The sequence below is a fragment of the Gordonia sp. LMA484 genome (assembly GCF_058129505.1).
The window spans coordinates 6184854-6196745 of record NZ_CM176700.1 but is presented as its reverse complement, the minus strand read 5'-3'; the positions used below and the strand labels follow the sequence as shown (position 1 = coordinate 6196745).

Annotated in this window: 14 protein-coding genes and 1 riboswitch; of the genes, 6 read left to right on the top strand and 8 right to left on the bottom strand. The window is 67.2% G+C overall.

Features of this window, described 5'->3' with window-relative positions; all coding sequences use genetic code 11:
* Positions 1-42: 42 nt before the first annotated feature.
* Complete coding sequence (locus tag AC4AMJ_RS27595) at positions 43-795, bottom strand: ABC transporter permease (RefSeq protein WP_489897911.1); 753 nt, start codon at positions 793-795, stop codon at positions 43-45.
* Positions 792-1787 carry an ABC transporter ATP-binding protein gene (locus AC4AMJ_RS27590; protein ID WP_489897912.1) on the bottom strand — a complete coding sequence of 332 codons (996 nt, stop codon included), beginning with the start codon at positions 1785-1787 and terminating at the stop codon, positions 792-794. The genes AC4AMJ_RS27595 and AC4AMJ_RS27590 overlap by 4 nt, the downstream gene beginning before the upstream one ends.
* 51 nt (positions 1788-1838) lie before the next feature.
* On the opposite strand from AC4AMJ_RS27590, the gene AC4AMJ_RS27585 reads away from it, so the two are divergent.
* A complete protein-coding gene (locus AC4AMJ_RS27585) occupies positions 1839-2141 on the top strand; it encodes a DUF1330 domain-containing protein (RefSeq protein ID WP_489916112.1) in 303 nt (100 codons plus the stop codon).
* 10 nt (positions 2142-2151) lie between these two features.
* Here AC4AMJ_RS27585 and AC4AMJ_RS27580 read toward each other — a convergent pair whose 3' ends face one another.
* A complete protein-coding gene (locus tag AC4AMJ_RS27580; protein WP_489916110.1) occupies positions 2152-2709 on the bottom strand; it encodes a TetR/AcrR family transcriptional regulator in 558 nt (185 codons plus the stop codon).
* Positions 2710-2825: 116 nt separating this feature from the next.
* On the opposite strand from AC4AMJ_RS27580, the gene AC4AMJ_RS27575 reads away from it, so the two are divergent.
* A complete protein-coding gene (locus AC4AMJ_RS27575) occupies positions 2826-4013 on the top strand; it encodes an oxygenase MpaB family protein (protein ID WP_489916108.1) in 1188 nt (395 codons plus the stop codon).
* A gap of 149 nt (positions 4014-4162) precedes the next feature.
* On the opposite strand, the gene AC4AMJ_RS27570 is transcribed toward AC4AMJ_RS27575, so the two are convergent.
* From AC4AMJ_RS27570 to thiO, 3 genes are all read right to left on the bottom strand, one after another.
* Positions 4163-4927, bottom strand: coding sequence for a thiazole synthase (locus AC4AMJ_RS27570; RefSeq protein WP_489916106.1), 765 nt, complete (start codon positions 4925-4927; stop codon positions 4163-4165).
* A 7-nt stretch (positions 4928-4934) separates the two neighbouring features.
* Entirely contained in the window at positions 4935-5132 is a 198-nt protein-coding gene (gene thiS, locus AC4AMJ_RS27565) for a sulfur carrier protein ThiS (protein WP_489901079.1), read from the bottom strand.
* Entirely contained in the window at positions 5132-6256 is a 1125-nt protein-coding gene (gene thiO, locus AC4AMJ_RS27560) for a glycine oxidase ThiO (protein WP_489916104.1), read from the bottom strand. The genes thiS and thiO overlap by 1 nt, the downstream gene beginning before the upstream one ends.
* Positions 6224-6338, bottom strand: a riboswitch (TPP riboswitch). Its footprint overlaps the gene before it by 33 nt.
* Before the next feature lie 21 nt (positions 6339-6359).
* On the opposite strand from thiO, the gene thiE reads away from it, so the two are divergent.
* Positions 6360-7034, top strand: a complete 675-nt coding sequence (thiE, locus tag AC4AMJ_RS27555) for a thiamine phosphate synthase (RefSeq protein WP_489916102.1) — start codon at positions 6360-6362, stop codon at positions 7032-7034.
* Positions 7035-7072: 38 nt separating this feature from the next.
* Here the strand turns inward: thiE and AC4AMJ_RS27550 are convergent, their stop codons facing one another.
* Positions 7073-7768 carry a nitroreductase gene (locus AC4AMJ_RS27550; RefSeq protein ID WP_489916100.1) on the bottom strand — a complete coding sequence of 232 codons (696 nt, stop codon included), beginning with the start codon at positions 7766-7768 and terminating at the stop codon, positions 7073-7075.
* Positions 7769-8037: 269 nt separating this feature from the next.
* On the opposite strand from AC4AMJ_RS27550, the gene AC4AMJ_RS27545 reads away from it, so the two are divergent.
* Entirely contained in the window at positions 8038-8514 is a 477-nt protein-coding gene (locus AC4AMJ_RS27545) for a hypothetical protein (RefSeq protein WP_489916098.1), read from the top strand.
* A 21-nt stretch (positions 8515-8535) separates the two neighbouring features.
* Here the strand turns inward: AC4AMJ_RS27545 and AC4AMJ_RS27540 are convergent, their stop codons facing one another.
* Complete coding sequence (locus AC4AMJ_RS27540) at positions 8536-9018, bottom strand: NUDIX hydrolase (RefSeq protein WP_489897919.1); 483 nt, start codon at positions 9016-9018, stop codon at positions 8536-8538.
* A gap of 363 nt (positions 9019-9381) precedes the next feature.
* Between AC4AMJ_RS27540 and AC4AMJ_RS27535 the strand changes: the two genes are divergently transcribed.
* Together AC4AMJ_RS27535 and AC4AMJ_RS27530 are read left to right on the top strand one after the other, a co-directional pair.
* Positions 9382-10830, top strand: a complete 1449-nt coding sequence (locus AC4AMJ_RS27535; protein WP_489897920.1) for a GlnX family signal transduction membrane protein — start codon at positions 9382-9384, stop codon at positions 10828-10830.
* Positions 10827-11834: a glutamate ABC transporter substrate-binding protein gene (locus AC4AMJ_RS27530; protein WP_489916096.1), complete on the top strand. Its 1008-nt coding sequence runs from the start codon at positions 10827-10829 to the stop codon at positions 11832-11834. The genes AC4AMJ_RS27535 and AC4AMJ_RS27530 overlap by 4 nt, the downstream gene beginning before the upstream one ends.
* The last annotated feature ends 58 nt before the right edge of the window (positions 11835-11892 follow it).

Sequence of the window (11892 nt, the reverse complement as noted above, 5' to 3'; positions counted from 1 at the left end):
ATGCGTCACGAAGGGGCGCCCTGCGCAAGCACCCTGCGAAACTCAGGCGTCGCGTCGATCGGTCACGACGATCCCGATCACCAGGATGATCACCGCGAAAACGGCGAAGTAGATGAGGGAACCGTAGATGTTCCAGTGGAAATCGCTGCTGCCGTCCGCTCCGTGGAGAAATCGGGTGCCATTCGCGAACGGCAGGAACGGGCCGATATGTGAACCCACCTTGGGCAGGACCGACAAGATCGACTCGATCGCCAGGTTCCAGATCAGCACGATGACGATGGCACCCGCGGTGTGCCGGACGATCGCCCCCACGCCCAGACCGATGAGCACGTACAGCACGGCGATCACCGGGGTTCCCCAGAGCTGTCGCAGGACACCGCTGTCGCCGAGTTCGATTCCGCTCGATGACCCGGCGGTCGCCCGGGCGAGGACTACCCCGATCACCGCGAGGGCGAGCGTCACGACGAACGCCAACCCACCGAACACCGCCGCCTTCGCAAGGAGGACGGTCGATCGGGTGGGGACGGCCTGAAAGGAGGTCCGGATGGTACCGAACCGGTATTCGCTGGTGACGGCCAGAACGGCCATGATCATCAGGACCAGCACACCGAAGGCGTTGAGCCCCACGAGTGCGGTACCTGCGGAGTCCCCCGGTGTCGACGCCACCGGCCCGCCCGCCGTCAGTCCGGTGAGCAGAGCAACGCCGATCGCGAGAATCGCGACGATCGCGACACACCAGTAGGGCGACCGCGTCGACATCAGCTTGATGCGCTCGGCATCGATCGCGCCGATCATCGCGCACCACCCGGACCGCCGAACCCGGGCTGCTGTGGCGGGCCGGCCTGATGGTGCTGCGACGGAGCCTGTTGCTGTTGCCCACCACCCTGGTACTGCACCGCGTTCGCGGTCATCGACATGAAGACCTCTTCCAGTGATGCGGTCGTGCCGGTCAGTTCGTGCACGACGATGCCGGCGCGGCCGGCGAGATCGCCGACCTGATCGGTGGTCACGTCGGCGACCGTCAGCATCGGTCGACCGTCGGATGCGGCACCCGGCGTGACCGCCAGTCCCGCCTCGGCCAGCACCCGGTGCAGTTCGGGCAGGTACGGACTGCGGACGCGGACGCTGGACGACGCCCGGCTAGTGAAGTCGCCAACCGAGCTGTCGGCGATCAGGCGGCCCTGGCCGATGACCACGAGGTGATCGGCCGTGAGCGACATCTCGGTCAGCAGATGGCTGGAGACGAACACCGTCCGGCCTTGCTGCGCGAGGTTGCGCATGAAGCCACGAATCCAGACGATCCCCTCGGGATCGAGCCCGTTGACGGGTTCGTCGAACAGCAGAGTGTGTGGATCACCCAGGATCGCGCCCGCCAGGCCGAGCCGCTGCTTCATGCCCAACGAGAAACCGCCGGCACGTTTGGAGGCGACCGACGAGAGCCCCACGATCTCGAGAACCTCGTCAACCCGTCGCATCGGGATGCGGTTGGACGCCGCCATCCAGCGCAGGTGCGACCGCGCACTCCGGTTCGGGTGGATCCATCCGGCGTCGAGCAGGGCACCGACCTGTCGCAGCGGATGATCGAGGTCGCGGTAGGGCTGCCCGTTGATGGTGGCGTTACCGCCGGTTGGATTGTCGAGCCCGAGCATCATCCGCATCGTCGTGGATTTCCCGGCGCCGTTGGGACCGAGGAATCCGGTCACGACGCCGGGCCGGACATCGAAGGTGAGGTCGTCGACGGCGCGAACCTGGCCGTAGACCTTGGTCAGATTCTCGACTCTGAGCACGCCTCGACCATATACGCCGTCGCCCCGGGCGGCGTCGATAGACTGAGGCGCGTGCCGGTCACCTTTACCGTCCTGCTGTGGCCTGTAGCAGGTCAGGACGACGAACTGCATGCCTACGAGGACGATGTCCTACGGTTGGTCGGCGAACATCGCGGCCGCGTTCTGGCCCGCGCACGAAGTGTGGACTCCGACCCGCAGCCGGCCGAGACCCAGCTCATCGAGTTCGCCGATGACGCGGCGCTACAGCAGTACCTGGCCGATCCGCGGCGGGTCGCCATGGCCGACCGCCGTGACGCTTGTGTGGCGCGCACCGAGATGTGGCAGGTCGAACTCGATGACGTCCAACCGCGATGACGCGCTCCATTCACCCGGGGTCCAAGGCCGCCAGAAGCATTCGCGCCGCCGTCGCGATCATCGCCGCACGGTCGGACCTCGCCGGCCGCAACAATGCGATACGTAGACACAGGTTGGCAGTCGCGCCCATGGTGATGAACACCAGATCGTCGAGCGCCTGCGCATCGAGGTCGGGGCGCAGGCGGGCCGGCAGAATCCGGGCCAACGGGATCAGTGGCTCCTCCACGTCGGCCCACGCCTCCCCGAACTCGGCCTCCGCCGTCGAGTAGGAGACCCGGAGCACCGGGTCGTGTTTCTCGAAGGCTCCGGTGAGTGTCTCGACGATGGTGACCATCGCCGACATCGGCTCGGCGTCCATCGCCCGTCCCACCCCGGTTGCCAGCGCCGTCGTGATGTCGTAGATCGCGGCGGCACGCAGCTCGTCGACGATCGAGTCGATGTCGGCGAAATAGCGGTAGATCGTCCCGATGCTGACATGAGCATGATCGGCCAACGCGGCCGTCGTCGGACGTGTGCCGGGAGTGCGCCGGAGAAGCTCCACAGTGCTGTCGAGGAGACGTCGTCGCATCTCAACGCTGCGAACCTGCTGCGGGCGCGCTCGTGTCGGCGGTCGGGGAGGTCGGCGATTCGCGGCGGCCATGAAAGTGAATAGTAAGTGAGGATTCCTCGTGTTTGACTGATTGCGTGGTAGTTGAAGCTCCGACAGCACTCGTGAACGTCGAGCGGGCGATATCTCGATACGGGACGGCCGGGGAACTCTGGGTGGCATCGATGTGGCAGGCCGACGACCTGGCCGACGCGGTGGTGTCCGACGCCTTCCCCGGATCGTCGGCGACGGTGGCAGTCCGCGCCGCGCTCGCCGACGGCATCGACGCGGTGCAGGACGCACCCGACTCGCTGCGATCGCTGTTCGCATTCCTCGACGACGAACCCAACTGGGTCGATCATGCGCGCCTCGACCGGGCCGCCGACGCGCTGATCCGGCACACCGCAGCGCTGGGCATCGTGCTCGGCGCAGCGTCGCTGCTGCGCGGTGCCGGCAACAGCATCGCCGGAAAGCCGCTGGTGCTGACCGGACGCTACGCCACGATGCCGGCCATCCGGTCCGTCGAGGTCGGCGAGTGGCTACGGCAGGTGATCACGCCGGGCGGGATGCGCCGTGACGGTGACGGTTTCGCGTACACGGTGCGGGTCCGGCTGATCCACGCGCACGTCCGCCGCGCGATGTACGAGCTCGGCGACTGGACCGAAACTGCCTGGGGCGTCCCGATTCCGCAGCCCTACATGGCCTTCACGATGGCCGAGTTCGGGCACATCGCACTCGACGCGATGTACCGACTCGGGGTGCGTCTGAGCGACGACGATCTCGATGCCGTCTACCATCTCTGGCGCTATGTCGGCCACGTCATCGGCATGGACGAACGCCTCAATCCCGTCGATGAAGCCGATCATGTCCGCATCGAAGAGCTCTACCGGCTGACCTCTCCCGGGCCCGACGACCGAGATCGTGAGTTCGTGTCCGCGCTGACCGATGACTACCTCGTGCCCGAGATCGCCAACACGCTGCCCGGTCCGCCGAACGTCCGCGAAGCTGTTGCGAGGCAGGTCATGTGTGCACTGCAACGGGTGTTCCTCGGCGACGACGACGCAGACGCGCTGCATATTCCGGACACGCGACTCAAACACGTCATCCGCTTCGCGGCACCGGCGATGGCCGTGGCAGGCCGGACCCGGATGGCGATCGGTGGCGGCCGAGAACGTGTGTCGCGGCGCGGCTACCGCCTCCGCGAGGAGGCCATGACCCGGATGCGGGCGTCCTACGGCGTCACTCACGAACTCGTGGACGACGCACCCCCGGTGCCCGACGCCTGACGTCGCAGCGGCGATTACACCACTCGCCGGTTGAGTAGCAGCGAACGAAGTGAGTCGCGTATCGAAACCCCCTGACACAGATCCCGATACGCAACTCGCCGGGCGGCTCGGCACTCCTCGATCAGCGTGCGGGTTCTCGCCGTGCCTGATCAGCGGCCGGGCGACGACGCCTGCGCCCAGAAACGCTTCGGTATCCGGCCGGAAGCGGCGGCGTACCGTCCGGCCAGCACCGCGTGCCGCATGGCCGCAGCCATCCGTTCGGGATCGTCGGCGCGGGTCACGGCAGACGCGAGAAGGACTGCATCACAACCGAGTTCCATCGCAATAGCGGCGTCGCTGGCGGTGCCGATCCCGGCATCGAGTACCACCGGCACCTGCGCCGCCTCGACGATCATCTCGATGTTGTGTGGATTGGCGATCCCCAGCCCGGTTCCGATCGGTGAACCCAATGGCATCACGGCCGCCACGCCGAGATCCTGCAGCCGTGCGGCGAGCACAGGGTCGTCGTTGGTGTACGCGAGCACGGCGAAACCATCGTCGACCAGCGCGCGGGCCGCGTCGACCAGCTCGATGGGGTCGGGCAGCAGTGTGCGCTCGTCGGCGACCACTTCCAGTTTCACCCAATGTGTTTCCACGGCCTCGCGCGCGAGCTGGGCGGTCAGGACCGCCTCGGCCGTGGTGTGACAGCCGGCCGTGTTGGGCAGGATCGCGATGTCCAGACGCCGCAGCAATTCGACCATGCCGGTCCGTGACTCGGGACTGACCCGCCGCAGAGCGACGGTCGTCAACTCGGTGCCGGACGCAACCAACGCACGTTCGAGTACCGCCAGATTGGCGGCGCCGCCGGTACCCATGATCAGCCGCGACTCGAACTCGCGGTCGGCGATGCGTAGTGGCGCATCCGATTGCGTCATCAGCCGGCTATCCACCCTGCACCGCCGTGACGATCTCGACGCTGGCGTTCGCGTGCAGGAGACGATCCCACAGACCACGTGGCACCACTTCCCCGTCGATCGCGACGGCGATTCCGCGATCCGGAAGTCCCATGGTCGCAACCAGTTCGCCGACGGAAGCGTCGGACTCGAGGTCGGTTGTCTCGCCGTTGACGACGATCGTCATCATCGATTCCCTCCTTCAGGGCCGGCTCCGACGGCCGCAGGTCCAAGATCCGCGCTGTCGGCGATCATCGCCAGGAACGCGTCGGCAGTGTAGGGCGCCAGCAGGATTCCGTTTCGACCATGACCGGTGGCGACCATGACGCGCTCACTCACGCGACGGATGATCGGCAGACCATCAGGCGAACACGGACGCAGGCCGGCGCCCGCCTCGGTCAGCTCGTAGGTCCGCAGGCCGGGCATCAGCTCCACTGCGTCGGAAAGCAGGTCGGTCACGCCACCGACCTCAGGATCTGTGCTCTTCTCGTCGAATGGCTCGTATTGTGTTGCGCCGACGACGATGCCGTCGGTCCGCGGCACCAGATACACCGAGCGTCCATGCATGCGGGCCCGCACCACCCGGGACGGGGGCGGCACCGACCAGCGGGTGCGTCGCAGCCGGAGGATCTCCCCCTTCGCGGCGTGCAGGGACAGACCGGGCAGCAACGATCGCGTGCCGAGTCCCGCGCACACCAGGATCGCGTCCGCGTCGAGATCGTCGAGATCGGTGACACGGTGATCGACGACCTCACCACCGCCGCCGACGACGGCCTCCTGCAGCCGGGTGAGCAGGCGCCGATTGTCGACCGCACCCTCGCCGACTGCCAGATATCCGCTGTGCAGACGCGAACTCAGTCCCGACTCCATACGTCGGATCTCGGCGGAATCCACCCGATGCAGTTCCTCGGACGCTCGCGGCTGCCGCGTCCACACGAATTCGGCGAGGGTGGTCAGGTGTTCGGCGTCTGCCGCCGAGGCGGCGACGAACAGCGACTCGCTCGCCGTCATGATCATCGGATCCCCGAGCCGGGCCACCAGGTCCGGCCACCGTCGCACCGACGACACCGACAGCCGCAGCAGTTCGTCTTCACCGGGGTGGCCCTCACCCAACGAGCCGAGCATCCCGGCCGCCACCCACGCCGCACGCCGCCGCGGCCCGTCGTCGTGGACCCGGACCTGATATCCGGCGTCGACGGCGGCCAACGCACACGTCAGGCCGATCACACCACCGCCGACGACAGCGAGTGTCGGCGAAATCCCATCATGAGTGTCACTACGCACCAGAGCGCATCCTTCCTTCGCCGGCATTACCCGGATCAGGTCAAACGGTCTGCAGGGGTCGACCTGCACTCTCAGCCCGGCGGACCCCCGGGCTCCCGTGTCGTTCGCGATCCAGCCTACCGTTACCGCCGTGACCGCTTCACGACAGTCGAGAATCGCCCGTCTCGCCGACGCCCGTCTCTATCTGTGCACCGATGCCCGCCGCGAACGTGGCGACCTGACCGAGTTCGTGGCTGCCGCCCTCGCCGGTGGTGTCGACATCGTGCAACTGCGCGACAAGGGTTCACCGGGCGAATCCGCCTTCGGCACCTTGGAGGCCCGCGACGAACTGCAGATCCTCGCCCGGCTGCGCGACCTGACCCGGGATCACGACGCCCTGCTCGCCGTGAACGACCGCGCCGACATCGCAGCGCTGGCGGGCGCGGATGTGCTGCACGTCGGGCAGGGTGACCTCCCCGCCGACCTCGTCCGCCGGATCGCCGGCCCGGACATCGTCATCGGGCTCTCCACCCATGACACGACACAGTTACGGTCTGCGATCGCCGACGACGACGTCGACTACTTCTGCGTCGGCCCGTGCTGGCCGACACCCACCAAGCCCGGACGCACCGCGCCGGGGCTTGGGCTGGTCGAGGCGGCTGCGGCGGCCCCATCCGGCAAACCGTGGTTCGCGATCGGCGGCGTGGATGCCGATCGCCTCGAGGCGGTGACCGCGGCGGGAGCCAACCGCGTCGTCGTGGTTCGCGCCATCACCGGCGCCGACGACCCGGAGTCGGCGGCGAGAACGCTGCGTCAACGTCTCTGAGGTCGAGGAACCCGCCGTCGGTCATCGGTGATCACCGGTCACTCGGTGACGAACGACACCGCCTCGCCGAGATCGGCACGGGTGGTCCGGAAGGTGTTGACCGGCGCATCGACGTCGGCGTAACCGAACGAGATGCCGGCGACGACGTGACGGTCGGCGGGGATGTCGAGGACCTCGTGCAGGACGTCGGAGTACGACGCGAGTGCGGCCTGCGGCGCAGCGCCGAGCCCCATCGCCTCCGCGGCCAGCAGGAAGGTGCCGATGTAGAGACCGCAGTCGACGGCGCCGTAGGTACCCAACGTGTCGGTGGTGGTGATCAGGGCGACATGCGGTGCGTCGAACAACTCGAAGTTGCGGCGCATCTGCAGCGCCTTGCCCATCTTGTCCTCGCGGGTGATGCCGAGCGTCTCGTAGAGCTGCATTCCACACTCGCGCCGACGCTCCTGGTAGACGCCCTGGTAGCCGGGCGGCCACGCGATGTCGGAGGAGATCTCACCGCCGCCGTCGACATGGCGCAGCAGCACCTCCCGCACCCGTGCGGTACCCGCTCCCTCGGTGACGATGACCTGCCACGGCTGTGTGTTGCACCAGGAGGGCGTGCGCTGCGCGAGTCGCAGCAACCGCTCGATGTCGTCGCGCGGCACGGCGTCGTGGCGGAACTGTCGGCAGGTCCACCGCTTGTCCATGAGCTCCTCGAGCACTGTCATCGCTTCGACCTGGACGCTCTGCGTCATGCACACACTCCCTCAGAAAAGTACGACCGAGCCCTCGTTCGGTCCACATCGTCGACGCTATCGAAGCCTGGGGTCGGTCGCAGCACCGGCACTAACCGTTTGCTGTCGTCGTCGGCGCAGGTCTATCGTTGAACACATCATGTTGTGCACGAAGAGCAAGCTCGTAACCCGCCGCAGCGGGGTCTGAATCAGACCGACCCCCCGCTGCGGGTCGTTGCGCTTCTCTTCCTCGTCGGTCACTTTCCTTCCGATGAGAATCGAAATCTCCAATGCACACCACTCACCTCAGCGGCGACGACGCCTCGTCGTCCGACCCTTGCGCATCGCACTTCGGCCGACCGCTGCCGCGCGGATTGCGCGACGAGGCGAAGGGCATGAGCTGGCAACGCTTCCTCGACACCTACGCACCCAAGGGTGCTCTGCGGCTCGGCACCTGGAACACGACCCTCGGCCGCGACGACACGATCACCTGCCGGGCCACCATTGCCTTCGCCGACCGCATCCGCTCGATGCAGGCGACGTCGTCCGGACCCATCGGCGCGATGACGACGATCCTGCACGACCTGGGGATATCGGTGCAGATCGTCGGCCTGCATCAGCACCAGGTCGACGGATCGGTCACCACGTTCCTGCTGTGTGAGAGCGACGACCGTCAGTGCTGGGCCTGCGGCTCGGGGACCACCGGCGACGAAGCCAACATCAACGCCCTCATCGCCGGCGCCAACCGTCTGCTCGGCACGAATTGATGGCGACCGGGTCGTCCCCGATCAGCCGTGCAGGTCAAGTGCGGTGATCCGCGCCCGCAGCACAGGCCAGGCCCGCTCGAACCCGGGGTGCAGCGGAAGCGTCTCGACATCGTCCTCCCGGACCCAGCGCAATTCCGCGGACTCGAAATTGGCGACGGTGTCGATCGGCTCGTCGATCTCGGCGATCACGGTCGTGTACGTCCATCCGCTGGGGGCCTGATGGGTCACCACCGCGGCGACGACACGCAGATCGTTGCCGCCGATACCGGCTTCCTCGTCGGCCTCGCGGATGGCGGTGTCGATCGCGCTCTCGTGGGAATCGCGCGCTCCGCCGGGCAGCCCCCACGTACCGCCCTGGTGCGACCACACGGCCCGATGTTGCAGCAGGATCCCCGTCGACGCATCGGCCATCGGCGCACGCAGCAGCAGACCCGCTGCCCCGTTGCGACCCCAGTAACGCGAACCGTCCGGATCCATCACCCAGCCGTCACCGTCTCCGCGCACCGCGCCTCCTGCTACTCGAAAAACCCCGAACGACCCCGTATGACGTCCACGGTATGTGACACACCCGACAGTGGCCACAGGACGGGCCCGGGGTCGGTCGACCGGACCGTTCACCGCGACGACGACACGGCCCCGCACGCCGCGCCCACCGCGCAGCTGAGGTCTAGGGTTGAGACAGATGGTCTTTCCGGCGAACACACGTGACAGCGCCGGTCCGACCACCGGGTTTCGCCCACTGGTTGGGCGAAACGTATGGACTGCCCTCGACGACAGACAAGGTGGAGACAGTGAGCCCGACGCCGGTCGAACCGGCACGATCGGAAAGTGACGCCGGAGCCATGGAGAGTTCGGAAGGAACCTGACGTGACCGGCGACGTCTCGCCCATGCGGACCGCGCTCACCCGCGCGGGCCGGACGATCCGGCCCGGTCCGACGGCTCCCCCGATACGGCAGGTCCTCTCGGACCGCCGCGATCTCGTCACGGCTGCCCGGCAACGCGCGCAATCACCGTTGTCCACGGTGCGGCATTACGCCGTCACGAGCCCCGGCAAATTGATCCTGATCCTCGTGGTCCTGGCGATCGGCTGCGTGGCGACCGGGCTGTATGCGTCGACGACGCTGGAGAAGCGCACCGCGACGCTTCGGGAGATGATCGACCGGACCGAACCCCTGGCCGAGGCATCGCAGGTGCTCTACAGCTCACTCTCCATCGCCGACGCCTCGGCAAACTCGGCGTTCATCTCCGGTGGGCTCGAGTCCCCGGAGCTGCGAACCCGCTACTCGGACGCGCTGGCGACGGCTTCGTCGTCGCTCATCATCGCCGCCGGCACCTCGCAGGAGCCGGGCGCCGACACCGAGAGCACCGCGGTGACGAAGGAGATCAACACCGACCTCAACACCCTCGCGGTGAGTATCCCCGTCTACTCCGGCCTGATCGAGGTCGCGCGGACCAACAACCGCCTCGGTAATCCGGTGGGCTCCGCCTATCTCGGGCAGGCGTCGACGATGATGCAGGAGAAGATCCTCCCTGCCGCCCAACGCCTCTACCAGCGTCGGTCGATGGCCATCGCCGACCCGCAGAGTGCCCTCACGAAACCGCCGTGGGGGGTCTACATCGCGCTCATCGCGGTCATCATCGGACTGGCGGCGACCAGTCGCTACCTCGCGAAACGGACCCGACGCCGATTCAACATCGGTGTCGTGTCGGCGTTGTTCGCCGTCGTGGTCGGCACGGTGTGGCTGCTCGCGTCGGGGCTGATGTCGGTGGCGGCCACCAACAATGCCCGCGTCGACGGCGCGACACCGCTGCGCGAGCTGACGACGGCGCGCATCCTCACCCAGCAGGCCCGTTCCGCGGAGACCCTGTCACTTGTCCGGCGCGGCGATCAGGGTGACCTCGATCGGTCCTTCGCCGAGACGACCGCGGAGATCGGGAGCACTCTGCAACGCGTGGGGAACAACCGCGGCGACTCGAGCGCGGTCACCGAGTCACAGCTGTACAACGCCAACTATGTCCTCAACGAGTGGAAGGAGCGGGATGCACAGGTGAGGAGGATGATGAGCAGCGGTAATTTCGCGCAGGCACGCACCACCACGGTCGGCGACGGCGCCGACACCACAGCGCAGGCCTATCGCGACCTCGACCGCGCTCTCGTCGACACCATCACCACCACGCGCAACGTCTTCCGTGACGACATCAACACCGCGCAGCGGGTCCTCGGCTACACCGGCACCGGCATCCTGCTGCTGACGCTGTTCGCGGCGGCTGCCGTGGTGATGGGCCTGATCCCGCGTATCCGGGAGTACCGATGACGCAGACAGCAACACCTCGACACACGCGTCGCCGACTTGTCGGAGCGATCATCGTGGCTCTCCTCGTCGCTGTCGGGGCGACCGGCTGCGTGTCGTTCCCCGCTCCCGAATCACCACCTCCGATCGCGTTCGGCCCCCGTCCCACCCCCGAAGGTGCCGAGACGAATGTGCCGCGCGAACCCGTCCCGAACTCACAGGACTGCGACGCCACAGCCAGTCTGCGACCCGGCCCGATGCCCACTCCCGCGCAGATGCCGCAGCGCACCACGATGGCCGAGATCCTCGGCCACGGTCGACTCATCGTCGGACTCGACATCGGCAGCAACCTGTTCAGCTTCCGCGACCCCATCAGCGGGGACATCCAGGGCTTCGACGTCGACATCGCACGGGCGATCGCGGCGGCCATCTTCGGGGAGCCCGGAAACATCGAATACAAAGTTCTCAGCTCGGCCGAACGCACGCAGGCACTCAAGGACCACACCGTGGACGTGGTCGTCAAGACGATGAGCATCACCTGCGACCGACGTCGCGATGTGACCTTCTCCAGCCCGTATTACATTGCCTACCAACGTATTCTGTCGACACGGAGCTCCGGGGTGACCGGACCGGACGGGCTCGCGGGTAAGCGGGTGTGCGCCGCCCGGGGGGCCACCTCCATCGGACGCATCCAGGCGATCCAACCGCGTGTCAGAATGGTGACCACCACCACGTGGGCGGACTGCCTGGTGATGATGCAGCAAGCGCAGGTCGATGCGGTCAGCACCGACGACGCCATCCTCGCCGGCCTCGCCGAGCAGGATCCATGGGTGGAGTTGGTCGGCCCGAGTCTCGGCGCGGAGTACTACGGCGTCGGTATCCCCAAGGGCCAGGACGACATGGTGCGGTTCGTGAACGGGGTGCTCCAACAGCTACGGACGAGCGGCGAATGGCAGCGGATGTACGACCGATGGCTGTCGATCCTGGGCCCGGGCAACGGACCACCGCAGCCGGTGTACACGGACTAGCCGCCGTGACTGATGTCGATACCGAGTGACAGAGGCCGAGTGACAGAAGACGAGTGAC

Coding starts and splice junctions, on each gene's coding strand:
- AC4AMJ_RS27595 (WP_489897911.1), bottom strand. CDS start 795: ATGATCGGCGCGATCGATGCCGAGCGCATCAAGCTGATGTCGACGCGG.
- AC4AMJ_RS27580 (WP_489916110.1), bottom strand. CDS start 2,709: ATGCGACGACGTCTCCTCGACAGCACTGTGGAGCTTCTCCGGCGCACT.
- AC4AMJ_RS27570 (WP_489916106.1), bottom strand. CDS start 4,927: ATGACGCAATCGGATGCGCCACTACGCATCGCCGACCGCGAGTTCGAG.
- thiS (WP_489901079.1), bottom strand. CDS start 5,132: ATGACGATCGTCGTCAACGGCGAGACAACCGACCTCGAGTCCGACGCT.
- thiO (WP_489916104.1), bottom strand. CDS start 6,256: ATGCCGGCGAAGGAAGGATGCGCTCTGGTGCGTAGTGACACTCATGAT.
- AC4AMJ_RS27550 (WP_489916100.1), bottom strand. CDS start 7,768: ATGACGCAGAGCGTCCAGGTCGAAGCGATGACAGTGCTCGAGGAGCTC.
- AC4AMJ_RS27545 (WP_489916098.1), top strand. CDS start 8,038: ATGCACACCACTCACCTCAGCGGCGACGACGCCTCGTCGTCCGACCCT.
- AC4AMJ_RS27530 (WP_489916096.1), top strand. CDS start 10,827: ATGACGCAGACAGCAACACCTCGACACACGCGTCGCCGACTTGTCGGA.